Source organism: Actinomadura luteofluorescens (assembly GCF_013409365.1).
GTDB classification, from domain to species: domain Bacteria; phylum Actinomycetota; class Actinomycetes; order Streptosporangiales; family Streptosporangiaceae; genus Spirillospora; species Spirillospora luteofluorescens.
In genome coordinates this window covers 323,882-350,124 of the sequence record NZ_JACCBA010000001.1, presented here as the reverse complement: position 1 = coordinate 350,124, position 26,243 = coordinate 323,882, and the positions used below count along the sequence as shown (strand labels likewise).

General features: G+C 73.5%; 22 protein-coding genes. 20 read left to right on the top strand and 2 right to left on the bottom strand.

The annotated features are described in order from the left end of the window. Positions 1 to 12: 12 nt before the first annotated feature. Positions 13 to 2,865, bottom strand: a complete 2,853-nt coding sequence (locus BJY14_RS01590) for an FAD-binding and (Fe-S)-binding domain-containing protein (protein ID WP_179841926.1) — start codon at positions 2,863 to 2,865, stop codon at positions 13 to 15. A 174-nt stretch (positions 2,866 to 3,039) separates the two neighbouring features. Between BJY14_RS01590 and BJY14_RS01585 the strand changes: the two genes are divergently transcribed. The 18 genes from BJY14_RS01585 to BJY14_RS01500 all read left to right on the top strand — a co-directional run bounded on the left by BJY14_RS01585 (position 3,040) and on the right by BJY14_RS01500 (position 23,898). After that, positions 3,040 to 4,278 (top strand): nitrate/nitrite transporter, encoded by a 1,239-nt coding sequence (locus BJY14_RS01585; RefSeq protein WP_312878902.1) that lies wholly within the window; start codon positions 3,040 to 3,042, stop codon positions 4,276 to 4,278. 15 nt (positions 4,279 to 4,293) lie between these two features. Continuing rightward, entirely contained in the window at positions 4,294 to 7,986 is a 3,693-nt protein-coding gene (locus BJY14_RS01580; RefSeq protein ID WP_179841925.1) for a nitrate reductase subunit alpha, read from the top strand. An 8-nt stretch (positions 7,987 to 7,994) separates the two neighbouring features. After that, positions 7,995 to 9,725 carry a nitrate reductase subunit beta gene (gene narH, locus BJY14_RS01575; protein ID WP_218905930.1) on the top strand — a complete coding sequence of 577 codons (1,731 nt, stop codon included), beginning with the start codon at positions 7,995 to 7,997 and terminating at the stop codon, positions 9,723 to 9,725. After that, positions 9,722 to 10,408, top strand: a complete 687-nt coding sequence (narJ, locus tag BJY14_RS01570) for a nitrate reductase molybdenum cofactor assembly chaperone (protein ID WP_312878901.1) — start codon at positions 9,722 to 9,724, stop codon at positions 10,406 to 10,408. The genes narH and narJ overlap by 4 nt, the downstream gene beginning before the upstream one ends. Continuing rightward, positions 10,405 to 11,178, top strand: coding sequence for a respiratory nitrate reductase subunit gamma (narI, locus tag BJY14_RS01565; RefSeq protein WP_179841923.1), 774 nt, complete (start codon positions 10,405 to 10,407; stop codon positions 11,176 to 11,178). The genes narJ and narI overlap by 4 nt, the downstream gene beginning before the upstream one ends. A gap of 105 nt (positions 11,179 to 11,283) precedes the next feature. Continuing rightward, a complete protein-coding gene (locus BJY14_RS01560; RefSeq protein ID WP_179841922.1) occupies positions 11,284 to 11,673 on the top strand; it encodes a hypothetical protein in 390 nt (129 codons plus the stop codon). A 58-nt stretch (positions 11,674 to 11,731) separates the two neighbouring features. Continuing rightward, positions 11,732 to 12,604 carry a Gfo/Idh/MocA family protein gene (locus BJY14_RS01555; protein WP_179841921.1) on the top strand — a complete coding sequence of 291 codons (873 nt, stop codon included), beginning with the start codon at positions 11,732 to 11,734 and terminating at the stop codon, positions 12,602 to 12,604. Positions 12,605 to 12,625: 21 nt separating this feature from the next. Beyond that, a complete protein-coding gene (locus BJY14_RS01550) occupies positions 12,626 to 13,018 on the top strand; it encodes a rhodanese-like domain-containing protein (RefSeq protein WP_179841920.1) in 393 nt (130 codons plus the stop codon). A gap of 70 nt (positions 13,019 to 13,088) precedes the next feature. Continuing rightward, positions 13,089 to 13,880 (top strand): DeoR/GlpR family DNA-binding transcription regulator, encoded by a 792-nt coding sequence (locus BJY14_RS01545; RefSeq protein ID WP_179841919.1) that lies wholly within the window; start codon positions 13,089 to 13,091, stop codon positions 13,878 to 13,880. A gap of 267 nt (positions 13,881 to 14,147) precedes the next feature. After that, positions 14,148 to 15,224 (top strand): substrate-binding domain-containing protein, encoded by a 1,077-nt coding sequence (locus BJY14_RS01540; RefSeq protein WP_179841918.1) that lies wholly within the window; start codon positions 14,148 to 14,150, stop codon positions 15,222 to 15,224. A 19-nt stretch (positions 15,225 to 15,243) separates the two neighbouring features. Next, complete coding sequence (locus BJY14_RS01535; protein ID WP_179841917.1) at positions 15,244 to 16,182, top strand: ATP-binding cassette domain-containing protein; 939 nt, start codon at positions 15,244 to 15,246, stop codon at positions 16,180 to 16,182. Continuing rightward, positions 16,175 to 17,419: a sugar ABC transporter permease gene (locus tag BJY14_RS01530; RefSeq protein ID WP_218904994.1), complete on the top strand. Its 1,245-nt coding sequence runs from the start codon at positions 16,175 to 16,177 to the stop codon at positions 17,417 to 17,419. Before BJY14_RS01535 ends, BJY14_RS01530 begins: the two co-directional genes overlap by 8 nt. Before the next feature lie 46 nt (positions 17,420 to 17,465). After that, positions 17,466 to 18,977, top strand: a complete 1,512-nt coding sequence (locus BJY14_RS01525) for an FGGY-family carbohydrate kinase (RefSeq protein WP_179841916.1) — start codon at positions 17,466 to 17,468, stop codon at positions 18,975 to 18,977. Further along, entirely contained in the window at positions 18,974 to 20,449 is a 1,476-nt protein-coding gene (locus BJY14_RS01520) for an FGGY-family carbohydrate kinase (RefSeq protein WP_179841915.1), read from the top strand. Before BJY14_RS01525 ends, BJY14_RS01520 begins: the two co-directional genes overlap by 4 nt. Next, entirely contained in the window at positions 20,446 to 21,054 is a 609-nt protein-coding gene (locus BJY14_RS01515) for a histidine phosphatase family protein (protein WP_179841914.1), read from the top strand. Before BJY14_RS01520 ends, BJY14_RS01515 begins: the two co-directional genes overlap by 4 nt. Continuing rightward, entirely contained in the window at positions 21,055 to 22,113 is a 1,059-nt protein-coding gene (locus BJY14_RS01510) for a 2-hydroxyacid dehydrogenase (protein ID WP_179841913.1), read from the top strand. A 36-nt stretch (positions 22,114 to 22,149) separates the two neighbouring features. After that, positions 22,150 to 22,956, top strand: coding sequence for a hypothetical protein (locus tag BJY14_RS01505; protein WP_179841912.1), 807 nt, complete (start codon positions 22,150 to 22,152; stop codon positions 22,954 to 22,956). Positions 22,957 to 23,190: 234 nt separating this feature from the next. After that, positions 23,191 to 23,898 carry a hypothetical protein gene (locus BJY14_RS01500; RefSeq protein ID WP_179841911.1) on the top strand — a complete coding sequence of 236 codons (708 nt, stop codon included), beginning with the start codon at positions 23,191 to 23,193 and terminating at the stop codon, positions 23,896 to 23,898. Positions 23,899 to 24,153: 255 nt separating this feature from the next. On the opposite strand, the gene BJY14_RS01495 is transcribed toward BJY14_RS01500, so the two are convergent. Further along, positions 24,154 to 25,020 (bottom strand): alpha/beta fold hydrolase, encoded by an 867-nt coding sequence (locus BJY14_RS01495; RefSeq protein ID WP_179841910.1) that lies wholly within the window; start codon positions 25,018 to 25,020, stop codon positions 24,154 to 24,156. A 36-nt stretch (positions 25,021 to 25,056) separates the two neighbouring features. Here BJY14_RS01495 and BJY14_RS01490 point away from each other — a divergent pair, with 36 nt between their 5' ends. Further along, on the top strand, positions 25,057 to 25,548 hold the full coding sequence (locus BJY14_RS01490; protein ID WP_179841909.1) for a metallophosphoesterase family protein: 492 nt from the start codon (positions 25,057 to 25,059) through the stop codon (positions 25,546 to 25,548). Further along, entirely contained in the window at positions 25,545 to 26,243 is a 699-nt protein-coding gene (locus tag BJY14_RS01485; RefSeq protein ID WP_179849109.1) for a crotonase/enoyl-CoA hydratase family protein, read from the top strand. Before BJY14_RS01490 ends, BJY14_RS01485 begins: the two co-directional genes overlap by 4 nt.

The following is a 26,243-nucleotide window of genomic DNA, read 5'->3' as shown; positions in this document are numbered from 1 at the left end:
CGCGCCCGACGGTCAGCCCTCCGGCAGGCGGCGGGCCAGGAGCTCGGCGAGGTGCTCGCCGTCGCGCCGCGCCAGCTCGCGCAGCTGCGTGCGGCAGCTGAACCCGTCGGCCAGGACCACCGCGTCCTCCCCGGCCGCGCGGACGGCCGGGAGCAGCCGCTGCTCGGCGACGGCGACCGACACCTCGTGGTGGCCCTTCTCGACGCCGAAGTTGCCGGCCAGCCCGCAGCAGTCGCCGAGCCGCTCGACGTCCGCGCCCGCCTTGCGCAGCAGGTCGGCGTCCTTCGCCCAGCCCATGACGGCGTGGTGGTGGCAGTGCGGCTGCGCGATCCCGGTGACGCCGGACAGGTCGGGCGGCGTCCAGTCCGGCGTCTCGGCGAGCAGCTCGGCCAGGGTGCGGGTCGCGGCGGCGACCTCGCGGGCGGCCGCCGCGTCCACGCCCCTCAGCAGCTCCTCGGCGTCGGACCGCAGCACCCCGGTGCAGGACGGCTCCATGCCGACGACCCTGGCGCCGCGCCGCACGTGGGGGAGCAGCGCGCGGACGGTGCGGCGCGCCTGCGCCCGCGCGCCGTCCAGCTGACCGGTGGAGATCCACGTGATCCCGCAGCACACGGGGCGCTCGGTCACCGTGACGCGGTAGCCGGCGTGCTCCAGCACCCGCACGGTCGCCCGGCCCACCTCCGGGGAGAACGCGTCGGTGAAGCTGTCCACGAACAGCACGACGTCGCCGTTGCGGCCCCGCGGGCTGCGGTGCGAGGCGAACCAGCGCCGGAACGTCACGGGCGCGAGCGCGGGGAGCGTGCGCCGCCCGTCGATGCCCGCGCCCCACGCGAGCAGCGGCTTCAGCGCGCGCGACCGCATCGCCGCGTTCACCGCCTTGATCGCCGCGGGCGCCCGGGCGGCGAGCCGGGTCCAGCGCGGGAGCCGGCCGAGCGCGTAGTGGGAGCGCGGCCGGATCCGCCCCCGGTACCGCCGGTGCAGCGCCTCCGCCTTGTAGGAGGCCATGTCGACGCCGGTCGGGCAGTCGGACGCGCAGCCCTTGCACGCGAGGCACAGATCGAGGACGTCGTGCAGGGCGTCGGACTTCCAGCCGTCCGGGCCGAGCTTCCCGCTGACGACCTCCTGGAGCACCCGGGCCCGTCCGCGCGTGGAGTCCTTCTCCTCCCGGGTCGCCAGGTAGGACGGGCACATCACGCCGCCCGACCCCGTGTTGTCGGCGCGGCACTTGCCCACGCCGGTGCAGCGGTGCACGGCACGGGACAGGTCGCCCCGGTCGTCCCGGTAGGCGAGACCGAGGCCCCGGTCCAGCGGGATCGTCTGCACGGCGCGCAGGTCGGCGTCCACGGCCGCCGGGCGGACGATGATGCCGGGGTTGAGCACGTCGTCCGGGTCGAAGACGTCCTTGACGGCCGAGCACAGCGCCAGCGCCTCGGGCGAGTACATGTGCGGCAGCAGCTCGCTGCGGGCCCGCCCGTCGCCGTGCTCGCCGGACATGGTGCCGCCGTGCCGCGCCGCCAGCGCCGCCGCCTCGTTCAGGAAGTCCCGGAAGACGCGCGTCCCGCCGGTCCGCCCGAACGGGAAGTCGATCCGGACGTGGATGCACCCGTCGCCGAAATGGCCGTACGGGACGCCGAACAGGTCGTATCCGGCCAGCAGCGCCTCGAACTCCCGCAGGTAGGCGCCGAGCCGCTCGGGCGGGACCGCCGCGTCCTCCCACCCGGCGTGCGCCTGCTCGCCGGAGGGCGTGCGCGCGACGAGCCCGGAGCCGTCCTCGCGGATCCGCCACAGCGCGTCGGCGAGCGCCATGTCCTCCACGAGCGCCGAGTCGGCGCAACCGGAATCGCCGACGATCTCGCGCGCCGCGGAACGCAGCGCCCCGGCCTCGGGGCCGGCCAGCTCCACCAGCAGCCACCCGGACCCGGACGGCAGCGGCGGCACCGCGGCGGCGCCCCGCCGCTCCCGCACGACGTCGACGATCCGCGAGTCCAGTCCCTCGCACGCGACCGGGCCGTGCGGCAGGATCGCCGGGACGGCGTCGGCGGCCTCGGCCATCGACCCGTACCCGAGCACCACCAGCGCCCGGTGCGCGGGCTCCCGGACCATCCGCACCCGTGCCGCGAGCGTCAGCGCGAGCGTCCCCTCGCTGCCCACCAGCGTGCGGGCGACGTCGAAGCCCTGCTCCGGCAGCAGGTGCTCCAGCGAGTATCCGGAGACCTGCCGGCCGAACCGCCCGAACTCGGTCCGCACGAGGGCCAGGTTCTCGCCGACCAGCCCCCGCAGCCGCTCCAGCAGGACGCTGCCGGGCCGCGCCCCCGGCACGTCGCCGAGCCGCAGCCGCTCCCCGGAGCCGGTGACGACGTCGAGGCCGAGCACGTTGTCGCTCGTGCGCCCGTAGCCGAGCGCCCGCGAGCCGCACGCGTTGTTGCCGATCATCCCGCCGAGCGTGGCGCGCGTCCGGGTGGACGGATCGGGCCCGAAACGCAGCCCGTGCCCCGCCGCCGCCCGGTGCAGGTCCGCCTGCACGATGCCGGGCTCCACCAGCGCCGTCCCCGCCTCCGGGTCGATCTCCAGCACGCGGTTCAGGTGCCGGCTCACGTCGGCGACGACCCCGGGCCCGACCGCGTTCCCCGCGATGGACGTCCCGGCGCCCCGCATCGTGAGCGGCACCCCGGCGTCCCGGCACACCGCGAGGACGGCCGGCAGCTCGCCCGCCTCGCGGGGCGTCACCACGACCCGCGGCGGCACCCGGTACAGGGAGGCGTCCGACGAGTACAGGGACCGCGCGAGCGCCGAGTCGTCCACCCCGCTGACCCCGGCCGCCCGCAGCGCCTCCACCAGCTCGCCGTGCTCACGATGGTCGGTCACGGTGACCACGGTAGGTCATCGCGGCCCCGCGCCCTCGCGGGGCCTTCGCCGGGACCAAGGTCCCTACCGCGCGTCACCGCGCTCCACGAGGGTGGTGCGGCGGAACTGATCATGGTTATCCGCTCGGCGCACAGGGAAGGCCCACCGAAATCGGGCTGACGGAGGCAGGTCACGGTGACTGGGACACGTCGGACGGCGGAAGCGGGGCCCGCGGAAACCGGGGTGGGCGGCGGCCGCCGGTCGATGGTCATGCTGGCGGTGGCCACGATCGGGTTCGCGGTGAACTTCTGGGCGTGGGCGCTGCTGAGCCCGCTGGGGCCGCGGTTCAAGGACTCGCTGGATCTCTCGTCGTTCGAGCAGTCCCTGCTCGTGGCCGTGCCCGTGGTCGTGGGCTCGCTGGGGCGCATCCCGGTCGGCGCCCTGACCGACCGGTTCGGCGGCCGGGTGATGTTCCCCGCGGTCTCGCTGTTCACCATCGTGCCCGTCCTCTACCTGGGCCTGGCCGGGCACTCCTCGCTGGCGTCGCTGCTCGCCGGCGGGTTCTTCCTCGGCATCGCCGGCACGACGTTCGCGGTCGGGGTCCCCTTCGTCAACGCCTGGTTCCCGCCCCAGCGGCGCGGGCTGGCGGTCGGGATCTTCGGCGCCGGAATGGGCGGCACCGCGATCAGCGCGCTGACGACCGTCAAGGAGGTCGACAGGTACGGGACGGAGTTCCCGTTCGTGGTCATGGCCGTGCTGCTCGCCGTGTACGCGGCGGTCGCGTGGCTCGTCCTGCGGGAGGCCCCCGGGCGCACCGCGCCGACCGAGCCGCTCGCGAAACGGCTGGTCGCGACGGCCCGGATGGGCGTGACCTGGCAGATGTCGGCCCTGTACGCCGTGGCGTTCGGCGGCTACGTCGCGTTCTCGGTGTACCTGCCCACGTATCTGAAGACGCAGTACGGGCTGTCGCAGTCGGACGCCGCCAACCGGATGGCGGGGTTCGTCCTGCTGGCGGTGGTGATGCGCCCGATCGGCGGGTGGCTGTCGGACCGGGTCGGCGCCGCCCGGGTGATGGCGGCGGCCCTGGCGGTGACGGTGGCGGGCGCGGCGGCGCAGTCGTTCGCGCCGCCGCTGATGCCGCTCGGGACGATCGCGTTCCTCGCCATGGCCGCCGCGCTCGGCGCCGGCAGCGGCGCGACGTTCGCGCTGGTCGCGCAGCTCACCCCGGTGAGCAAGGTCGGCGCGGTCACCGGCGTCGTCGGCGCCGCGGGCGGCCTCGGCGGGTTCGTCCCGCCGCTGGTCATGGGGTTCGTCTACGGCGCCTACGGCTCCTACGCCGCCGGACTCGTGCTGCTCGCGCTCGTGGCCGCGGCCGCCGCGCTGTTCACCGCCACGGTCGTCCGGCGCGCCGTGCCGGCCCGCCGGGACGCATAGGGAAGGGAAGCGGAGTTGAGCTCGACCGAGGGCAGGCCCGGACTGGACGGCCCGCTGGAAGACGCACTGGTGAGCACGCGGAGGTACTTCACCCGCGCGCAGGTCTCGCCCGATCTGCGGACCATGACCAAGAAGGGCGGGCGGCAGGCGGACGCGTTCTATCGGGACCGCTGGTCGCACGACAAGGTCGTGCGCTCCACGCACGGGGTGAACTGCACCGGGTCGTGCTCGTGGAAGGTGTACGTCAAGGACGGCATCATCACCTGGGAGGCGCAGCAGACCGACTACCCGTCGGTGGGCCCGGACCGTCCCGAGTACGAGCCGCGCGGCTGCCCCCGGGGCGCGTCGTTCTCCTGGTACACCTACTCGCCGACCCGCGTGCGGTACCCGTACGTGCGGGGCGTCCTGCTGGAGATGTACCGGGAGGCCAAGGCCCGCACCGGCGACCCGGTGGCCGCGTGGCGCGACATCGTCTCCGACCCGGAGAGGGCCCGCGCCTACAAGGGCGCGCGGGGGCGCGGCGGGCTGGTGCGGGCGTCGTGGGACGAGGCGACCGAGATGATCGCAGCCGCGCACGTCCACACGATCGCCGAGCACGGCCCGGACCGGGTCGCCGGGTTCTCCCCGATCCCGGCGATGTCGATGGTCTCGCACGCGTCCGGCGCCCGGTTCGTGTCGCTGATCGGCGGGACGATGCTGTCGTTCTACGACTGGTACGCCGACCTGCCGGTGGCGTCCCCGCAGGTGTTCGGCGACCAGACCGACGTCCCCGAGTCGGGCGACTGGTGGGACGCCGGCTACCTGATCATGTGGGGGTCGAACGTGCCGGTGACGCGGACGCCGGACGCGCACTGGATGACCGAGGCCCGCTACCGGGGCCAGAAGGTCGTGGCGGTCTCCCCGGACTACGCCGACAACGTCAAGTTCGCCGACGAGTGGCTGGCCGCCCAGCCCGGCACCGACGGCGCCCTGGCCATGGCCATGGGGCACGTCATCCTCAGGGAGTTCTTCGTCGACCGGCGGGTGCCGTACTTCACCGACTACGTCAAGCGCTACAGCGACCTGCCGTTCCTCGTGCGGCTGGAGGAGCGCGACGGCACCTGCGTCCCGGGCAAGTTCCTCACCGCGGCCGATCTGCCGGGCGCCGAGGCCGAGTCCGAGCACGCGGCGTTCAAGACCGTGATCCTGGACGCGGCCACCGGGCATCCGCTGGTGCCGAACGGGTCGCTCGGATTCCGGTACGGCGACGCCGGCATGGGCAGGTGGAACCTGGACCTGGGCGACGCCGACCCGCTGCTGTCGGTCGAGGGCGGCGAGACGGCCGAGATCGAGCTGGCCCGGTTCGACGGCGTCGACGGCGCGCCGGGAACGCTCCGCAGGGGCGTGCCGGTCCGGAACGTCGGCGGCCACCTGGTCACGACCGTGTTCGACCTGCTGCTCGCCCAGTACGGGGTGGGACGGGACGGGCTGCCCGGTTCGTGGCCGTCCGGGTACGACGACGCGTCGGAGCCGGGCACGCCTGCCTGGCAGGAGACCATCACCGGCGTCCCCGCGCAGGCCGCCGAGCGGATCGGGCGCGAGTTCGCGGCGAACGCCGAGGAGTCCCGCGGCCGGTCGATGATCATCATGGGCGCGGGCACCAACCACTGGTTCCACTCCGACACCATCTACCGGACGTTCCTCGCCCTGACCACGCTGACCGGCGGGCAGGGCGTGAACGGCGGCGGCTGGGCCCACTACGTCGGGCAGGAGAAGTGCCGCCCGGTGACCGGGTGGGCGCAGCTGGCGTTCGGGCTGGACTGGTCCCGCCCGCCCCGCCAGATGATCGGCACCGCCTTCTGGTACCTGCACTCCGACCAGTTCCGCTACGACCGGTTCGACGCGGGCACCCTGTCGGCGGCGACGGGCGGCGGGCGGCTCGCCGGGCGGACCACCGCCGACGTGATCGCGCAGGCGGCCCGGCTGGGCTGGATGCCGTCCTACCCGACCTTCGACCGCAACCCGCTCACCCTCGCCGACGAGGCCGAGGCCGCCGGGAGGCCGGCCGGCGAGCACATCGTGGACGAGCTGAAGGCCGGCCGGCTGAAGTTCGCCTGCCAGGACCCCGACGCCCCGGAGAACTTCCCCCGCGTCCTGACGGTGTGGCGGTCCAACCTGCTGGGCTCGTCCGCCAAGGGCAACGAGTACTTCCTCAAGCACCTGCTGGGCGCCGAAGACGCCGTGCGGGCGGAGGAGTCACCGCCCGGCGAACGCCCCAGGGAGGTCGTCTGGCGGGACGAGGCCCCGGCCGGGAAGCTGGACCTGCTGCTGTCGCTGGACTTCCGCATGACCAGCACCACGGTCTACTCCGACATCGTGCTGCCGGCCGCGACCTGGTACGAGAAGCACGACCTCAACACCACCGACATGCACCCGTACGTGCACTCGTTCAACCCGGCGATAGCGCCGCCGTGGCAGACCCGGAGCGACTGGCGCGCCTTCCAGGACATCGCCGCCCAGTTCAGCCGGCTGGCCGAGCGGCATCTGGGCGTCCGCAAGGACGTCGTCGCCGTGCCGCTGCTGCACGACACCCCCGACGAGATGGCGACCCCCCATGGACGCGTCGCCGACTGGGCCGAGGGCGAATGCGAGCCCGTCCCCGGCGTGACGATGCCGAAGCTGGTGACGGTGGAGCGCGACTATCCGGCCGTCGCCGCGAAGATGGCCGCGCTCGGCCCGCTCGCCGAGCGCCTCGGCGCGACCACCAAGGGCGTCACGTTCGACCTCGAAGGCCCGGTCGAGTACCTGGGGCACAAGAACGGCGTGGTGCGGGGCGGCCCTGCGGACGGGCGCCCGTCGCTGCGGCGGGACGTGCACGCCTGCGAGGCGATCCTGGCGATGTCCGGGACCACGAACGGTCATCTGGCCACCCAGGGGTTCCGGGCGGTGGAGCGGCGCACCGGCCGGCGCCTCGCCGATCTGGCCGCCGAGCACGAGGGCGAGCAGATCACGTTCGCCGACACCCAGGCGCGTCCCGTCCCCGTCATCACCTCCCCGGAGTGGTCGGGGTCGGAGGCCGGCGGGCGCCGGTACTCGCCGTTCACGATCAATGTGGAGCGGCTCAAGCCGTGGCACACCCTGACCGGCCGGCAGCACTTCTACCTCGACCACGACTGGATGGCCGAGCTGGGCGAGCAGCTGCCGACGTTCCGGCCGCCGCTCGACATGTCCGCCCTGTTCGGCGAGCCCGAGCTCGGCGAGACGGGCGAGCTGGGGCTGACCGTCCGGTACCTCACCCCGCACAACAAGTGGTCGATCCACTCGGAGTACCAGGACAACCTGTTCATGCTGTCGCTGTCGCGCGGCGGGCCGGTGATCTGGATGAGCGGGGTGGACGCCGCGAAGATCGGCGTGCGCGACAACGACTGGATCGAGGCGGTGAACCGCAACGGCGTCGTCGTCGCCCGGGCGATCGTGTCGCACCGGATGCCGGAGGGCACCGTGTACATGTACCACGCGCAGGACAAGCTGATCGACGTCCCGCGCTCGGAGATCTCCGGCCGCCGCGGCGGCATCCACAACTCGCTGACCCGGCTGCTGATCAAGCCGAGCCACCTCATCGGCGGGTACGCGCAGCTGTCGTTCGCGTTCAACTACCTCGGCCCCACCGGAAACCAGCGCGACGAGGTCACCGTCATCCGCCGCCGCTCACAGGAGGTGCAGTACTAGTGCGCGTCATGGCGCAGATGTCGATGGTGATGAACCTCGACAAGTGCATCGGCTGCCACACCTGCTCGGTCACCTGCAAGCAGGCGTGGACGAACCGCAGCGGCGTCGAGTACGTGTGGTTCAACAACGTCGAGACCCGTCCCGGGCAGGGCTACCCCCGGCGGTACGAGGACCAGGAGCGCTGGCGCGGCGGCTGGGCGCTGAACCGGCGCGGCCGGCTCGCGCTCAGGGGCGGCGGGCGGCTCCGCAAGCTCCTGACGATCTTCTCCAACCCCAAGCTGCCCGGGATCGACGACTACTACGAGCCCTGGACCTACGACTACGAGACCCTCACCAACGCGCCGCTGCAGGAGCACACGCCGGTCGCGCGGCCGAAGTCGCTGCTGTCGGGCAAGGACATGAAGGTCTCCTGGTCGGCGAACTGGGACGACGACCTCGGCGGCTCGATCGAGCACGGCGACAAGGACGTCCTGCTCAAGGACATCTCCGACAGGGTGAAGATGGAGTTCGACAAGACCTTCATGTTCTACCTGCCGCGGATCTGCGAGCACTGCCTCAACCCCAGCTGCGCGGCGTCCTGCCCGTCCGGTGCGATCTACAAGCGCTCCGAGGACGGCATCGTCCTGGTCGACCAGGACCGCTGCCGCGGCTGGCGGATGTGCGTGTCGGGCTGCCCGTACAAGAAGGTGTACTTCAACCACCGCACCGGCAAGGCCGAGAAGTGCACGTTCTGCTTCCCGCGCATCGAGGTCGGCATCCCCACCGTCTGCTCGGAGACCTGCGTGGGACGGCTCCGCTACATCGGGCTGGTCCTCTACGACGCCGACCGGGTGCTGGAGGCCGCGTCGACCCCCGACGACACCGGCCTCTACGAGGCGCAGCGGCGGGTGTTCCTGGACCCGGCCGACCCCGAGGTCGTGGCGGCGGCCGAGCGCGACGGCATCCCGGCCGACTGGATCGAGGCCGCGCAGCGCTCCCCGATCCACGCCCTGATCAACACCTACAAGGTGGCGCTGCCGCTGCACCCGGAGTACCGGACGATGCCGATGGTCTGGTACATCCCGCCGCTGTCGCCGGTCGTGGACGTCGTCCGCGACACCGGCCACGACGCCGAGAACAAGGGGAACCTGTTCGCCGCGATCGACGCGCTGCGCATTCCGGTCGAGTACCTTGCCGAACTGTTCACCGCGGGGGACACCGCCCCGGTGGAAGCGGTCCTGCGGCGGCTGGCCGCGATGCGGTCCTACATGCGCGACATCAACCTCGGCCGCGAACCCGACGACACGATCCCCCAGGGGGTCGGGATGTCGGGGGAGGCGATGTACGACATGTACCGGCTGCTGGCGCTGGCCAAGTATGACGAGCGGTACGTGATCCCGCCCGCGCACGCCGAGCAGGCCCACGGCCTGGAGGAACTGGCGACCGAGTGCGCGCTCGACTACGAGGGCGGGCCGGGGATGGGCGGAGCCGGGCCGGGCGGCGGCTCGGGGCCGTTCGGAGAGGCCTCCGGCGGTGCCAGCCCCATCGCGGTGGAGAACTTCCACATGCTCAGGGAGCGGCAGACCTCCGACAACCCGGTCGATCCGGCCGACAAGCACAGGCGCGTCAACCTGCTCAACTGGGACGGCAAGGGCGCCCCCGCCGGACTGTTCCCCGCCCGCGAGGACGAGGGCGCGGGACCGCACGGCACCGACCCGCTCGCGGAGTCGGGCGACGCGGAAACGGAGCCCAGGCCGTGAAGATCAGACCCACGCGCAAGGCCGGGCTCACCGACAGGGAGCTGGCCACCGCCTGGCAGGTCGCCTCGCTGCTGCTCGGCTACCCCGACGAGGAGCTGCTCGGGCGGCGGCCGCTGCTGCGCCGGGCCGTGGCGAGCCTGCCCCCGCCCGTGGCGGAGCCGCTGAGTCGCGTCCTCGACCACCTGGACGCGACCCCGCCGCGCGAACTGGCGGCCGACTACGTCGCCACGTTCGACCACCGCAGACGCTGCTGCCTGTACCTCACGTACTACGCCTACGGGGACACCCGCAAACGCGGCATGGCCCTGGTGCGGTTCAAGCAGGCGTACCAGGCGGCCGGGCTCGACCTGGACGAAGGTGAGCTGCCCGACCACCTGGCCGTCGTGCTGGAGTTCGCCGCCGCCGGCGACCTCGCGCAGGGACGCCGGCTGCTCCTGGAGCACCGTGCCGGCCTGGAACTCCTGCGCCTGTCCCTCACCGAGTCCGGATCGCCGTGGACGGCCGTCCTGGACGCCGTCACGGCCACGCTGCCGCCGCTGACCGGGCGGACCGAGGAGGCCATCGCCCGCCTCATCGCCGAAGGCCCGCCCGAAGAGGAGGTCGGCCTGGCCCCCTACGGCGCCGACGCGACCGCCATGGGGCCGGTCTTCCTGCCCGATCCCGTCGTTGGAGCCCGCTCATGACCAGTGACCTGCCCGTTCTCGCCGCTGAGAACGGCGGCGATCCCGGCGTCTCCGGCATCCTCCTCTGGGTGGCCCTGCCCTACGTCGCCGTGGTGGTGTTCGTCCTCGGGCACATCTGGCGCTACCGCTACGACAAGTTCGGCTGGACTACCCGCTCGTCCCAGCTCTACGAACGGCGCCTGCTGCGCATCGGCAGCCCGCTGTTCCACTTCGGCATCATCCTCGTGGCGCTCGGTCACGTCGGCGGGCTGCTCATCCCCGACACCTGGACGGAGGCCGTCGGCGTGTCCGAGGGCGTGTACCACGTCCTCGCCGTGGTGCTCGGGACCGTCGCCGGCTTCTGCACCCTGGCCGGACTGGCGATCCTGATCTACCGGCGCCGCACGGTCGGGCCGGTGTTCTCCGCCACCACCCGCAACGACAAGCTCATGTACGCCGTCCTGGCGCTGACCATCGTCCTCGGCCTTTCCGCGACCGTCGTCGCGAACATCATCGGGGGCGGCTACGACTACCGGGAGACGGTGTCCCCGTGGTTCCGGTCGATCTTCTACCTGCGGCCCGACCCCGGCCTGATGACCGGGGTGCCGATCCTGTTCCAGCTGCACGCGATCAGCGCGCTCGTCCTGTTCGGCATCTGGCCGTTCACGCGGCTGGTGCACATGCTCACCGCGCCGATCGGATACCTGACCCGCCCCTACATCGTCTACCGCAGTCGCGACGAGCGGCTGGGCACGCACCCGCCGCGGCGGGGCTGGGAGCGTCCCACCTGAGGCCCCGGGCGGTGCCGGGCACCGCCCGGACGGGCGGTAACGTCCGGGGGCGATCCCTTCCGCCACCGTCCCACCACCCGCCCGGTACGCTCTCGGAGGCCCCTCGTGCTCGCCGTCACCACCGCCGACGTGCGGATCTTCCTGCACGTGCTCGCCGCGACGATCTGGGTCGGCGGGCAGATCACCCTCGGCGCGCTCGTGCCCGCCCTGCGCGGCCACGAGGGCGTCACCAGGGCCGCCGCCCGCCGCTTCAACACGATCGCCTGGCCCGCGTTCGCCGTCCTCGTCCTCACCGGCGTCTGGAACATCGTCGCGGGCGACCTGGAAGGCGCAGCCCAGCGCACCCTGGAGGTGAAGCTGGTGTTCGTCCTGCTCTCCGGGGCGGCGGCGTTCCTGCACACCCGCGCCACGTCCAAGGCCGGGCTCGCCGTCTGGGGCGCGCTCGGGGCCCTGGGCGCGCTCCTCGCGCTGTTCTTCGGCGTCCAGCTCGGCTGACGACCGCCCCCGCCCGCACCCTGCGCCGGGAAGTTGGTAGATCGTCTAGGTTTGTCCCATGAGTGATTCCGTGGCGGTGGGGCTGGTCGGGGCCGGTCCCTGGGCGGGAATGGTGCACGCGCCGGCGCTGGCGGCGGGCCCGTCCACCCGGCTCGCGGGAGTGTGGGCGCGGCGCCCCGAGGCGTCCGCCGCGCTGGCCGGCGAGCACGGCGCGCCCTCGTTCGAGCGGATCGAGGAGCTGTTCGACGCCTGCGAGGCCGTGGCGTTCTCCGTCCCGCCGGACGTGCAGGCCGACCTCGCCGCCCGGGCCGCCCGCGCGGGCAAGGCCGTCCTGCTGGAGAAGCCCCTCGCCATGGACCTGGACGGGGCCCGCCGCCTCGCGGGCGCCGTCGCCGAGGCGGGCGTCGTCTCGCAGATGGTCCTCACCCTGCGCTACTCGCGCGCCGCCCGCGACTTCCTCGACCTGGCGCGGGGGCTGGAGCCGTTCGGCGGCTACGGCTCGTTCGTCTCGTCCGTGCTGAGCGGGGGCCCCTTCGCCACCCCGTGGCGGCTGGAGAAGGGGGCGCTGCTCGACCTCGGCCCCCACATCGTCGACCTGCTGGACGCCGCGCTCGGCCGGGTCGCCGCCGTGTGCGCGCACGGCGACCCCCTCGGCTGGCTGGGGCTGACGCTGGAGCACGAGGGCGGCGCGATCAGCCAGGCGTCGGTGTCGATGGCGGGCATGGGGGAGCTCCCGCCCGCCCACGTCGAGGTGTACGGGCGGGGCGGCCACGCGCGGCTCGACTGGTCGCAGCTCGGCGACGACGCGTTCGCCACGATGGTGGCCGAGTTCGCCGCCGCCGTCCGGAACGGGACGAGCCCCGCTCTGGACGCCGCCCACGGCCTGCGGATCCAGGAGGTGCTGGCCTCGGCCGAGGCGCAGCTGGCCTGAACCGCCTGCCATGCTTGGTCCATGGCACGCACCATCGATGAGATCCTCGCCGCCGCGCGCGACCGGCTCGCGCGCGTCCACCCCGACCAGGCCCACGCCGAGCTGAGCGACGGGGCGGTGCTGGTCGACATCCGCCCCGCCGCCCAGCGCGCGGCGGAGGGCGAGATCCCGGAGGCGCTGATCGTGGAGCGCAACGTCCTGGAGTGGCGCTTCGATCCGTCCTCGGGCGCCCGGCTGCCCCAGGCCACCGGGCACGACCTCCGCGTGATCGTGTTCTGCTCGGAGGGCTACACCTCCAGCCTCGCCGCCGCGTCCCTGCACGACCTCGGCCTGACCCGCGCGACCGACGTCGTGGGCGGCTTCAAGGCGTGGCGCGCGGCGGGCCTGCCGACGACCGGGGGCGGCGCCCGGTGACCCGGTGAGTTGAGCTCTTAACATTCCTGGTGTTAACTTCTGGCCTGGCGTCCGGACGGAGGAGCGGGGCATGAGCGACCGGCAGCGGCGGGGGCCCGCGCAGCGACAGGACGCGATCGCCGAGGCGGTGCTCGCCGCGGGATCGGGGACGGCCGCCGAGCTCGCCGAGCGGTTCGGGGTCAGCCTCATGACGATCCACCGCGACCTGGACGAGCTGGAGCGCCAGGGGATCGTGCGCAAGTACCGCGGCGGGGTCACCGCGCAGCGGTCCGGGGTCTTCGAGAGCAGCGTCGCCTATCGCGCCAAGACGATGCGCGAGGAGAAGGAGGCGGTCGCCGCCCGGGCGGTGGAGCTGGTCGAGCCCGGCATGGCGATCATGCTCGACGACTCGACCACGGCGCTCGCCCTCGCCCGGCGGCTCCCGGGCCTCGGCCCGCTGACGATCGTCACCAACTTCCTGGACGGTCTGAACCTGCTGGCCCCGGTCCAGGGCATCCGGCTCATCGCCCTCGGCGGCGACTACGATCCGCTGCACAACTCGTTCATGGGCGTCTCGTGCGTCGAGATGATCGAGTCCCTGCAGGTCGACCTGTGCTTCGTGTCGACCTCGGCGGTGTCGGCGGGCAACGCCGGCCACCAGGAGCAGCGGGTCGTGGTCGTCAAGCGGGCCATGCTGCGCAGCGCCGTCCGCAACGTCCTGCTGGTGGATCACACGAAGCTGGGCCGCACCGCGCTGCACCGGGTCGCGCCGCTCAGCGACTTCGAGCGCGTCGTCGTGGACGACGGGGCGGCGCCAGAGGCGCTCGCCGAGCTGGCGAAGCACAAGGTCGAGTACGACGTCGCCGTGTGCCGGCGCCGCTGACCCCTGTGAGAGCGGACGTTATAACTAACATCGCCTGACCCGTGCGCGCCTAGAGTGCTCACGGGATCGATGCTGAGCTGTGACCAGGCCTTTCCGGCTCCCCGAACGATCATCGTCACGATCGTGGGTGTTAGTTAACGCCGATGTATTGACACTTCTAACGTTCTTGATGTTACGTTCTCCCCGCGGTGGCCGCCGACCCCCGGTCGCGCGGACGCCGCACCGGCTCCATCGCCCCCTTCACGGGCGTACCCCGAGGAGAACTCTGTGAAGAAGCCCTCTCTCAGGACGGTCGCAGCGGCCGCCGCGGCCCTCGCCGCGCTCGCCCCCGCCGCGGCGTGCTCCTCCAAGAGCGCGGGGTCCGGCGGCGGCGACGCGAAGAACGCCAAGATCGCGTTCCTCATGCCCGACATCGCCTCGACCCGCTACGAGCTGTACGACGCCCCGCTGTTCAAGGCCAAGATGAAGCAGCTGTGCGGTGGCTGCACGGTGCTCTACCAGAACGCCGGCGCCGACGCCTCCAAGCAGCAGCAGCAGGCCAGCTCGGTGCTCGCCCAGGGCGTCAAGGCCATCGTGATCGACCCGGTCGACTCGGCCGCCGCGGCCTCGATCGTCCGGATGGCGCAGTCCCGGCAGGTGAAGGTGATCGCCTACGACCGCCCCATCCCGGCGGCCAAGGCCGACTACTACGTCTCCTTCGACAACGAGAAGATCGGCGCGATGATCGGCCAGTCGCTGGTCGACCACCTCAAGCAGGAGAAGGCGAAGGGCGGCATCCTGGAGGTCAACGGCTCGCCGACCGACGCCGCCGCGAACCTGATCAAGAAGGGCATCCACAGCTCCGTCGACCCGAGCGGCTTCAAGCTGCTCGCCGAGTACGACACGCCCGGCTGGGAGCCCGCGAAGGCCCAGCAGTGGGTCAGCGGCCAGATCAGCAAGTACCGCGGCCAGATCGCGGGCGTCGTCGCCGCGAACGACGGCACCGGCGGCGCCGCCGTCGCCGCCTTCAAGGCCGCCGGCACCGACGTCCCGCCGGTGACCGGCAACGACGCCGAGCTCGCCGCCGCGCAGCGGATCATCGCCGGCGACCAGTACAACACGATCTCCAAGCCGATCAAGATCGTCGCGGAGGCCGCCGCCATCGCGGCCCACAAGTTCGTCCAGGGCGAGACCCCGAGGGGCAACACGACGCTGTTCAACACGCCGTCGGAGCTGTTCACCCCGACCGTCGTCACCCAGGACAACATCGGCAAGGTCCTGCTCGGCCCGGACGGCGCCCTCAAGGCCGACAAGGTCTGCACCGGGGAGTACGCCGCCGCCTGCGCCAAGCTCGGCCTCAAGTAGCGATCTCCCGAGGTTCGTCATGTCACCAACGCCCACCCCGGCCGCCGGCGCGGCGGGCTCGCTGCTGTCGCTGCGCGGCGTCAGCAAGTCCTTCGGCGCGGTCGCCGCGCTCACCGGCGTCGACCTGGACGTCGCCGCCGGCGAGGTCGTCGCCCTCGTCGGCGACAACGGCGCCGGCAAGTCCACCCTGGTGAAGGTCCTGTCCGGCGTGCACGCCCCGGACGCGGGGACCATCACCTTCGAGTCGCGGGAGGTGAGCATCCCCACCCCGGCCGCGGCGCAGCAGCTCGGCATCGCGACCGTCTTCCAGGACCTCGCCCTCTGCGAGAACCTCAACGTGATCGAGAACCTGTTCCTCGGCCGCGAGATGCGGGCGCTGCGCCTGGACGACGTCGCGATGGAGGTCCGCTCCCGCGAGCTGCTCACCCAGCTCTCGGCGAAGATCCCCTCGGTGGGGGTCCCGGTCGCGGCGCTGTCGGGCGGCCAGCGGCAGACCGTGGCGATCGCCCGGTCGCTGCTCGGCGACCCGAAGGTCATCATCCTGGACGAGCCGACCGCCGCGCTCGGCGTGGCGCAGACCGCCGAGGTGCTCAACCTGATCGAGCGGCTCCGCGAGCGCGGCCACGGCGTCCTGATGATCAGCCACAACATGGCCGACGTGCAGGCCGTCGCCGACACCGTCGCGGTGCTGCGCCTCGGCCGCAACAACGGCGTGTTCGACGCGCGGACGACCTCCGCCGAGGAACTGGTCGCCGCCATCACCGGCGCGACCGACAACGTGGTGAGCCGCCGCGCCGGCAAGCTCCGTCCCGAAGCGGAGGACGCCCCCGCGGAGGGGGACGAGACGAGCGGGACCGCGCAGGCGGAGGACGCACCCGGCGGCGCGGACGAGCCGGACGGTGACCGGCCCGAGCGGGTCGCACCGGGCGGGATGAGGAAGGGAGCGGGCGATGAGTGACCTCATGGCGCCCCCGGAGACCACGACCGGTCTGCCGGGCGAGCCCGGGGACCGGGGCGTGCGCGCCGCGCTGGCGGCGGCCGCCGACCGGGTCCGCGGCGGCGACCTCGGCGTCGCGCCGGTGGTCGGCGGGCTGATCGTGATCTGGACCGTGATGCAGATCCTCAACCCGGTCTTCCTGTCCAGCGCGAACCTGGTCAACCTGGCCCTGGAGTGCGTGCCGGTCGGCGTGATCGCGCTCGGCGTGGTGTTCATGCTGCTGGTCGGGCAGATCGACCTGTCGGTGGGATCGGTCAGCGGGCTCAGCGCCGCCGTGGTCGCGGTGCTGTTCGTCGACCACGGCTGGCCGTCCTGGCTGGCCATCGTCGCGGCGGTGGCGCTGGCCGTCGCGCTCGGCTGGTTCTACTCCAAGGTGTTCAACCGGCTTGGCGTGCCCAGCTTCGTGATCACCCTGGCCGGGCTGCTCGGCTGGCTCGGCGTGCAGCTGTGGGTCCTCGGGCCCAAGGGCTCGATCAACCTGCCGTTCGACTCGCGGCTGGTGACGTTCGCCCAGCTCGACTTCCTCCCGCCCTGGCTGGCGTACGCGCTGGCCGTCGCGGGCGCCGCCGGGCTGTACCTGACGGGCCACAACCGGGCGGTCCAGCGCCGCAGGGCGGGCCTGCCCGCGACGACGGAGCGCACGCTCGTCCTGCGCAGCGCCGCCCTGCTGGCCGGCCTCGTCGTGGCGGTCTGGTACCTGAACCGGGACCGCGGCGTCGGCTGGATGTTCGTCCTGTTCCTGGCGCTCGTGCTGATGACGCACTACGTCCTGTCCCGGACGAAGTACGGCAAGTCCGTGTACGCGGTCGGCGGCAACGTCGAGGCGGCACGGCGGGCGGGCATCAACGTCAAGACCGTCTACGCCTCGGCTTTCGTCATGTGCACCACGCTCGCCGCGATCGGCGGCATCCTCGCCGCGGCGCGCCTCGCGGCGTCCAACCAGAGCAGCGGCGGCGGCGACGTCAACCTGAACGCGATCGCGGCCGCCGTCATCGGCGGGACGAGCCTGTTCGGCGGGCGCGGCAACGCGTTCGCGGCGCTGCTCGGCATCCTGGTCATCCAGTCGATCTCCAGCGGGCTGACGCTGCTGAACCTCGACTCGTCCTACCGCTTCATGGTCACCGGCGCCGTGCTGCTGCTCGCCGTGGCGCTGGACTCGGTCGCCCGCCGCTCGCGCGCCTCGCACGGCCGCGCCTGACCGGCGCGGGTTGGATGGGACCACTACGCAACGGACGGGGGAGCCGATGACGGTCGTCTGCGTCGACGCGGGCACCACGATGATCAAAGCGGTGGGCTACGCCGGGGACGGCGCCGAACTGGCCGTCGCCCGGCGGCCCACCGAGGTCACCAGGCCCGCGCCGGGGCACGCCGAGCAGGACATGGGCGCGGTGTGGCGGGCCGTCGCCGACGCCGTCCGGGAGGTGCTCGCCCAGGTCGGCGGCGACGTCGACTTCCTCGCGCTCACCGCGCAGGGCGACGGCTGCTGGCTGGTGGACGGCGACGGCGCCCCCACCGGCCCGGCGATCCTGTGGAACGACGGCCGCGCCGCCCCGGCCGTCGAGCGCTGGGCGGCCTCCGGCGTGCTGGAGCGGGCGTTCCGCGTCAACGGGTCGCTGCACTTCGCGGGCCTGCCGAACGCGATCCTCACCTGGCTGCGCGAGCACGACCCCGACCGGCTCGCCCGGTCGGCGGCGTCCCTCACCTGCGGCGGCTGGATCTTCTCCCGCCTCACCGGGCAGCTCGCGGTGGACGGCTCGGACGCGTCCGCGCCGTTCCTGGACATCGCCGCGCTCCGCTTCTCGGACGACCTGCTGCGCGCCTACGACATGGAGTGGGCGCGGCGGCTCCTGCCCGACCTGCGCGGCGACGACCGGCGCGCCGCCCCCCTGACCCGGGACGCGGCGGCCGAGCTGGGGCTGCCGGAGGGCCTGCCCGTCGTCCTCGCCCCCTACGACATCGCGTCCACCGCGATCGGCGTCGGCGCGGTCGACACCGGCCAGGCCTGCACGATCCTCGGCACGACGCTGTGCACGGAGACGGTCGTGGACGGCCCCCGCCTGGACGGCGACCCGTCCGGCCTCACGGTCGCGATGGGTCTGCCGGGCCGCTACCTGCGGGCCTTCCCGACGCTCGCGGGCGGCCAGGTCGTCGACTGGGCGTGCCGCGTCCTCGGCCTCGCCGCGCCCGCGGCGCTCGCCGAGCTGGCGGCGCGAGCGGCGCCGGGCGCCGACGGTCTGGTGTTCCTGCCGTACCTGTCTCCCGCCGGGGAACGCGCGCCGTTCCTGGACCCGCAGGCGCGCGGCGCGTTCCACGGCCTCACCGTCCACCACGAGCGCGAGCACCTCGCCCGCGCCGTCCTGGAAGGGCTGAGCCTGGTCGTCCGCGACTGCCTGGCGGCGGCCGAGACCCGTCCGACCGAACTGCGCGTCAGCGGCGGCGGCTCGGCCAGCCCCGTCTGGCTGGGCATGCTGGCCGACGTCACGGGCGTCCCGGTCGTCCGGTCCGCCGACAGCGAGGCCGGGGCGCGCGGCGCGTTCCTCGTCGGCCTCCTGGCCACCGGGCGGGCCGCCGGCGCACGCGCGGCCGCCGACGCCCATGTCCGTCCTGGCGACACCTACGCGCCCGACCCGGACCGGGCCGCCCGCTACTCCGAGACCTATGAGGACTTCTTGACGATCCGCTCCGCCACGGCGCCCGCCTGGCCGACCCTCGCCGCGGCCCGCGCCCGCACCGGGCTGGACGGCGGCGCCCGGTGACCGAGCAGAACGAGGCGGTGTGGGTCGGAGTCGACCTGGGGACGCAGAGCGTGCGCGCGCTCGCCGTCACCGCGTCGGGGGACGTCGCCGGGGCCGGCAGCCGGGCGCTGACCGGCCGGCGGGACGGCCCCCGCCACGAGCAGGACCCCGAGGACTGGTGGACGGCGGTGGGGGCCGCCTGCCGGGAGGCGCTGCGCGACGTCCCGGCGCAGGCCGTGCAGGCCGTCGCCGTCGACGCCACGTCCGGGACGATCCTGCTCACCGACGACGGCGGGCGGCCGCTGACCCCGGCGCTCATGTACGACGACACCCGCGCGGCCGGCCACGTCCAGCGGGTCAACGAGGCCGGCGGCGAGGTGTGGCGCACCCTCGGCTACCAGCGCATGCAGCCCGCCTGGGCCCTGCCGAAACTGCTGTGGCTCCTGGAGCACCACCCGCACGGGGGCGCCCGCCTCGCCCACCAGTCCGACTTCGTCAACCGGCGGCTGACCGGGCACCCGGTTGCCGCGGACCTCAGCAACGCGCTCAAGACCGGGGCGGACCTCATCGCCGAGGCCTGGCCCGCGGACGTCCTCGACGCGCTGGGCGTCCCCGCCGATCTGCTCCCGCCCCTGGAACGGTCCGGCACACCGCTCGGCGCGGTCTGCGCGGCGGCCGCCGAAGCGACCGGCCTCCCCGAGGGGACCCCGGTCGTCGCGGGCGCCACCGACGGCTGCGCCGCCCAGCTCGGGACGGGACGCCTCACCGTCGGGTCGTGGAACTCCGTCCTCGGGACGACCCTCGTCCTCAAGGGCGTCAGCGACGACCTCGTCCAGGACCCGTTCGGCGTCGTCTACTCCCACAAGGCCCCGGACGGGCGGTGGCTGCCCGGCGGCGCGTCCAGCACCGGCGCCGGCGCGATCTCCCGCGACTTCCCCGGCCGCGACCTCGCCGACCTGGACCGCCGCGCCGCCCGGCACGAACCGGCGGCGGCGCTGGCCTACCCGCTCGTCCCGGCGGGGGAGCGGTTCCCATTCCTCGCGCCCGACGCCCGCGGGTTCCGGCTGGACGGGACGAGCGACGAGGCCGACGACTTCGCCGCCGTCCTGCAGGGCGTCGGCTACCTGGAGCGGCTCTGCTTCGACCACCTCGACCTGCTCGGCGCGCCCACCGGCGGTGACCTCACGCTGACCGGCGGGGCCGCGCGCAGCCGGTACTGGTGCCAGCTGCGCGCCGACATCCTCGGCCGCCCCGTCGTGCTGCCCCGGCAGGCCGAGCCCGCGCTCGGCGCCGCCGTCCTCGCCGCCGCGCCGGGCCGCGACGTCGCCGAGACCGCCGGGCGGATGGTCGCCGTCAAGGCGGTGATCGACCCGCGGCCGGAGAAGACCGCCGTGTTCGACGCGCCCTACCTGCGCCTCGTCGGCGAGCTGGAACGGCGCGGGTGGCTGCCCGCCGAGACCGCCGCGCACGCACGCGAGAGGACATCCCGATGACGCGCCTCATCCTCGTCCGCCACGGGGAGACCGAATGGCACGCCGAGAACCGCTACGCGGGGATCAGCGACGTCGCGCTCACCCCGCGCGGCCTGGACCAGGCCCGCGCGCTGGCCGCGTGGGCGGGCACGGCCCGGCCCGACGCGGTGTGGTGCTCGGACCTGTCGCGGTCCCGGCTGACCGCGGCGCCGTCCGCCGCGGCGATCGGCGCGCGGCTGCACGTCGACGAGCGGCTCCGGGAGCTGGACTTCGGGCACGGTGAGGGCCTCACCCGCGCGGAGATGGAACGCAAGTTCCCCGCGGAGCTGCGCGCGTTCCTGGCCGACCCTGCCGCCTCCCACCTGCCCGGCGGCGAGGACCCGGCCGCCGCCGCCCGGCGCTTCACCGCGTGCCTGGACGACATCGCCCGCCTGCACGAGGGCGGCCGCGTCCTGGTCGTCGCGCACTCCACGGCGATCCGGCTCGCGCTGTGCCGGCTGCTGGGGATTCCGCTCAAGGACTACCGGCGGCGGTTCCCGTCGCTGGGCAACTGCGCACTGACCGAGATCCGGCTCCGGGACGGCGATGCCGCTCTCCTGGAGTTCAACACCCCACTGGAGCGTTGAATGACTACCCGCGTGCTCGCGGCCGGTGACCTTTTCGTCCGCAACGAGCTGCTCATCGGCGCCCTGCGCGCCGAGGCGCCCGGCGACCTGGCGTTCTCGGAGGTCACCCTGCCGTGGCCGGTGGAGCCGTTCGGGCGCGTCGCCGAGGTGGACGAGGCGTCCGGGACCGAGGAGCAGCTCATCGAGGCGCTGCGCGGCGCCGAGGTCTGCGTCACCCAGATGGCCCCGCTGACCCGGCGGATCCTGGAGGCCTCGCCGGACCTGCGGCTGTTCGGGATCAGCCGCGGCGGGCCCGTCAACGCCAACCTGGAGGCGGCGACCGAGCACGGCGTGGCCGTCTGCTTCGCGCCCGGACGCAACGCCGGCGCCACCGCCGAGCACACCCTCGGGCTGATCCTGGCGGCGGTACGGCGCATCCCGCAGACGCACGTCGACCTGATGGCGGGGCAGTGGCGCGGCGACTACTACCGCTACGACGACGTCGGCATCGAGATCAACGGCAGCACCGCCGGGCTGGTCGGCTGCGGCGCAGTCGGCCGCCGCGTCGCCAAGATGCTCGCCGCGCTCGGCGCCCGCGTGCTCGTCCACGACCCGTACCTGGACGACCTCGGCGACCTGGCCGGCATCGCCGAACTCGTCCCGCTCGACGAGCTGCTGGCGCAGGCGCAGATCGTCTCCCTGCACGCCCGCGCGACGCCGCAGACCACCGGGATGATCGACGCCGGGCGGATCGCCGCGATGCCGCCCGGCTCCATCATCGTCAACTGCGCGCGCGGGTCGCTACTGGACTACGAGGCCGTCTGCGACGCCGCCGAGTCCGGCCACCTGTTCGCCGCCGCGTTCGACGTCTTCCCCGAGGAGCCGATCCCGGCCGGGTCGCGACTGCTGACCACCCCGAACATCATCGTCACGCCCCACCTGGCCGGCGCCAGCAAGCAGACCGCCGCCAACGCGGCCCGCATCCTCGCCGCCGACGTCGGCCGCCACCTGCGCGGCGAGGCCCTCCTGCACTGCGCCAACCCCGAGGTGTTGGAGGCCCGCCGCCCGGCCCGCCCCTGACCTTCCTCCCCGTCACCCCCGTCACAAGGAGGCACGATGCACGGACCCGGACCCGGCGAGGTCGCTCTCACCCGCCGCAGAGTCCTCGGCTTCGCGGGCGCCGCCACGCTCGCCGGAGCCGCAGCCCTCGCCGGAGCCCGCCCCGCCGCGGCCGCCGAACGCTCCTACACCTTCGACCTGCTGTTCGACGTCCCCCACTCCGACAACATGCAGGGCCTCGCCTACCGCCGCGGCAGCTTCTACGTCGGCTTCGACGTGGGCGGCGGCCACGGCGTCATCCGCGAGTACGACCGCGAGGGCGCCACCCTCAAGGAGAGCGCGCCGCTCGCCGTGGGGCACGCCGCCGAGATCAGCGTCCGCGACCGTGACGGGCTCCTCTACGTCGCCACCGGCGGCGGCACCAACCCGACCAAGGTCAACGTCGTGGACTGGAGCGGCGAGCCGGAGGTCGTGCGCACCATCGACTTCGGCTCCCTCGGCAACTCCGGCCTCGTCGCGGTCGACAACCGGCGCGACGGGCTGCTCGTGCACGCCGGACCGGGCGACCAGGGCCCCTTCGTGTTCGCGTTCACCGACCTCGACGGCACCGTCCGCTCGACCTTCGACCTCGGCTACCAGGGCGTCCCGCAGGGCCTGGAGATGGCCGGCGACAAGGTCCTCTACTACACCAACGACACCATCACCGTGCTGGACCGGGCCGGGACGATCCTCGAAGCGATCGACATCCCGCTGACCGGGGAGAGCGAGGGGCTGGCGGTCGCGCCCGCCGGCCGCGGCACCCGCGTCTTCTTCGGCTACAACAAGCCGAACCGCGTGTACGCGATGAAGCCCGTGTTCCACTGACAGGCCAGGCGCGCGGCCGGGTTCCGTCCGAACCTCCCGTCCCGGCCGCGCGCCATCCCCTGTTTCCGCGCACAAAGTGATTGACTCCGCCGTCTATTTCACGGTCAGCTTAGTGTTCGGCCGCTCTGGTTTAGCAAAATTCTCTAGACTATGAATAAGCGTTTGAAAGGGCCTTGCTTTCCACGGCCACTCGGGTAGAAAAAATCAAATCCCTCTCCCCGAGGAGGAAACCCCGTGAAGGCTCCCATCAGACTGGCCGCGCCCCTGGCGGCCGCAACCGCCGCGCTCGCCCTGACGGCGCCCGCGGCGTCCGCCGCCACCACCACGATCCGCCAGGAGACCGCCACCGGAGCGCCCTACTCCGGCAACTGGCAGGTCGCCACCGTCGGGGCGCTCACGTTCTCCGTCGACTACCTGGGTGCGAAGGTGACCGGCTCCTGCGACGGCGCCGAACTGCAGGGCACCGTGCAGTCCACCGGCGCGGGCGAGCTGACCGCCGCGTCGATCGGCGCGTGCCGGACCTCCAACGGCCTCAGCTCCCCGCCCACCGACCTCGACCTCGGCCAGATGCCCGACCGGAGCGGGAGCGTCGCCTACGCCCCGGTCCCCGGCGGCCGGGACGGCGTCCTGTCCATCAGCGGCGGCCTGCGCTTCAAGATGGAGGGCAAGATCCTCGGCTTCACCGTCACCTGCTACTACGGCTTCCGGACGGGAGGCACCGACGGACTGCGCTTCGACGTCTACAACCGCGACAACCCGAACCGCCCGCTGCCGGGGCAGGACGACGCGCAGGGCAGGTCCGACGACATCACGCTGGTCCGGCAGTCGGGAAGCAGCGGCCTGTGCCCGTCCAACGGCACCGGCAGCGGCTCCGCCACCGCCCGCGGTGAGAGCACGCCGGGCTCCGGGGTGTTCGACCGCAAGCTCTACCTGACCTCGTAGCCCCCGCGCGGCGTGCGGAGAGGCGGCCGGGCCCGGGGCCGGTGCAAGGGAGTGTCATCCTCCTCGGGCCCGGCCGCCCTCACTGTGCCCTCGCGGTGCTGGGTCGCCGTGTCGGGAAGAACGACCGGGGGCGTACGGCCGAATCCTTCTGGACGATCGCGAGGAATTCGAGCGTAACTCCGCAGTTCAGCCCTGGGTAATGACTGCGTGTTTACAGTTGTTTCCCACACGTGTCCGGAACCCGCCGTGGCAAAATCACTCACCTTTCCCCGCGGCCGTCCGCGCGACGAACTCGCGGAGCAGGGCGACCGCGCGTTCGGGATCCTCCCTGAACACGCCGTGGCCCGCACCGGGGAGCACGTGCAACTCGGACGCGCCCTCCGGCAGCGCCTCGACGAGGCCCCGCGCGGCCGAGACCGTCGCGACGGGGTCGTCCTCGCCGTTGAGGACCAGAACGGGCCGGACGATCCGATCCAGATGCGGCCACGGGTCGAACGCGGCGGCGAGCGAACGCCGGAAATGCTCGATGACGTCGCGGTTCCAGCGGATGCGCGCGAGCCTGTCCCTCGCCTCCGGGTCGCCGCCCGGGCGCCGCGAGTACAGGGGCAGGCAGACGCGCTCCCACTCGTCCTGGACGTCCTCGCCGTCCCAGTAGCGGCGCGCGATGTCGCGGGCCTCGGCCCCGCCGAGCCGCTCGAAGACCTCAAGCCGCTCCCCGGCGGGACCGGGCATCACGCTGTCGAGCACGACCGCGGCGACGCGCTCCGGGTGGCGATGGGCGATCGTCAGCGCGACCCACCCGCCGCTCGACGTCCCGAGGACGACCGGGGCGTCGATCTCCAGCGCGTCGCAGAAGTCGACCACGTCGTCGGCCCAGCGCTCCCACGTCCACAGCGCGGGACCGCTCACGTCCGACCGGCCGCTGCCGCGCTGGTCCAGGTAGACGACCTGCGCGAACTCGGTGGCGCGTCCCAGCACCGGCTTGAACATGGAGTGGTCGGCGCCCGGCCCGCCGTGCAGCGCCACGATCACGGGACGCTCGGCCATCGCCGTCCCGTCCGGCACCAGGCCGGCGCCCTCGACGTCGAAGTAGAGGCGCACACCGCCGATGTCGATCCGCACCCGATCCATTCTGCTCCCTGGGGGAGGATGGGAGGCATGAGAGCGGTGGCCATCTCCGACACCCACGCGCCCCGGCGCTGGAAGTCGTGCCCGCCGCGGGTGGCCGAGCACCTGCGGGGCGCCGACGTGATCCTGCACGCCGGCGACGTGTGCGTCGCTTCCGTTCTGGACGAGATGGCCGCGTACGCGCCCGTCCACGCGGTCCTCGGCAACAACGACGGGCCGGACGTCGCCGAATGGGGCGCGCCCGAACGCCTCGAACTCGACCTGGACGGCCTCGCCGTGGCGATGGTCCACGACAGCGGCCAGGCCAAGGGCCGCACCGCCCGGATGCGGCGATGGTTCCCCGGCGCCGACCTCGTCGTGTTCGGCCACTCGCACATCCCGCTCGACGAGACGGGCGACGGCGTCCGCATCTTCAACCCGGGGTCGCCGACCGACCGGCGCCGCCAGCCCCACGGCACCCTCGGCCTCCTGGACATCCACGACGGCCGGCTCACCGGGGCGCTGATCGTCCCCGTGACCTGACCCTCGCCCTCGCCGCGGACGCGTCCGTGCGGGCCGTGGTCCTGTCGGGGGAAGGCCGCGCGTTCTGCGCCGGCCTGGACTTCGCGAACTTCGCCGCCATGGCCGGCGACGGCGCCGGGCGGCGCGCAGGCGACATCACCGCGCGCGAGCCGGGCCGCATCACCAACCTCGGGCAGCAGGCCGTGCACGTGTGGCGGGAGCTGCCGCAGCCCGTCGTCGCCGCCGTCCACGGCCACACCCTCGGTGGCGGCCTGCAGATCGCGCTCGGCGCCGACATCCGGATCGTCGCCCCGGACGCCCGCCTGTCGGACCTGGAGATCCGCTGGGGCCTGGCGCCCGACATGACCGGCACCGCCGCGCTGATCCGCCTCGTCGGCGAGGACGTCGCGAAGGAGCTCACCTTCACCGGCCGCACGCTCTCCGGCGCGGACGCCGTCCGCCTCGGCCTGGCCACCCGCACCGCCGACGACCCGCACGCCGCCGCGACGGAACTCGCCCGCGAGATCGCCGGCAACAGCCCCGGCGCGGTCCGCGGAGCCAAGCGCCTCCTCAACCGCGCCGCCGACACCGACCTGGCCGGCCAGTTCCTGGAGGAGTCCCGGACGCTCGATGCCCTGCGCGGAAGCCCGAACCAGGTCGAGGCCGTCCGCGCCTATTTCGACAAGCGCCCGCCCGCCTTCACCGACCCGGCCTGA

What these genes read in the sequence shown, in the direction of transcription:
- narH (WP_218905930.1), top strand. Translation starts at nt 7,995, where the DNA reads ATGGCGCAGATGTCGATGGTGATGAACCTCGACAAGTGCATCGGCTGC.
- narI (WP_179841923.1), top strand. Translation starts at nt 10,405, where the DNA reads ATGACCAGTGACCTGCCCGTTCTCGCCGCTGAGAACGGCGGCGATCCC.
- BJY14_RS01555 (WP_179841921.1), top strand. Translation starts at nt 11,732, where the DNA reads ATGAGTGATTCCGTGGCGGTGGGGCTGGTCGGGGCCGGTCCCTGGGCG.
- BJY14_RS01550 (WP_179841920.1), top strand. Translation starts at nt 12,626, where the DNA reads ATGGCACGCACCATCGATGAGATCCTCGCCGCCGCGCGCGACCGGCTC.
- BJY14_RS01545 (WP_179841919.1), top strand. Translation starts at nt 13,089, where the DNA reads ATGAGCGACCGGCAGCGGCGGGGGCCCGCGCAGCGACAGGACGCGATC.
- BJY14_RS01535 (WP_179841917.1), top strand. Translation starts at nt 15,244, where the DNA reads ATGTCACCAACGCCCACCCCGGCCGCCGGCGCGGCGGGCTCGCTGCTG.
- BJY14_RS01530 (WP_218904994.1), top strand. Translation starts at nt 16,175, where the DNA reads ATGAGTGACCTCATGGCGCCCCCGGAGACCACGACCGGTCTGCCGGGC.
- BJY14_RS01525 (WP_179841916.1), top strand. Translation starts at nt 17,466, where the DNA reads ATGACGGTCGTCTGCGTCGACGCGGGCACCACGATGATCAAAGCGGTG.
- BJY14_RS01515 (WP_179841914.1), top strand. Translation starts at nt 20,446, where the DNA reads ATGACGCGCCTCATCCTCGTCCGCCACGGGGAGACCGAATGGCACGCC.
- BJY14_RS01510 (WP_179841913.1), top strand. Translation starts at nt 21,055, where the DNA reads ATGACTACCCGCGTGCTCGCGGCCGGTGACCTTTTCGTCCGCAACGAG.
- BJY14_RS01505 (WP_179841912.1), top strand. Translation starts at nt 22,150, where the DNA reads ATGCACGGACCCGGACCCGGCGAGGTCGCTCTCACCCGCCGCAGAGTC.
- BJY14_RS01490 (WP_179841909.1), top strand. Translation starts at nt 25,057, where the DNA reads ATGAGAGCGGTGGCCATCTCCGACACCCACGCGCCCCGGCGCTGGAAG.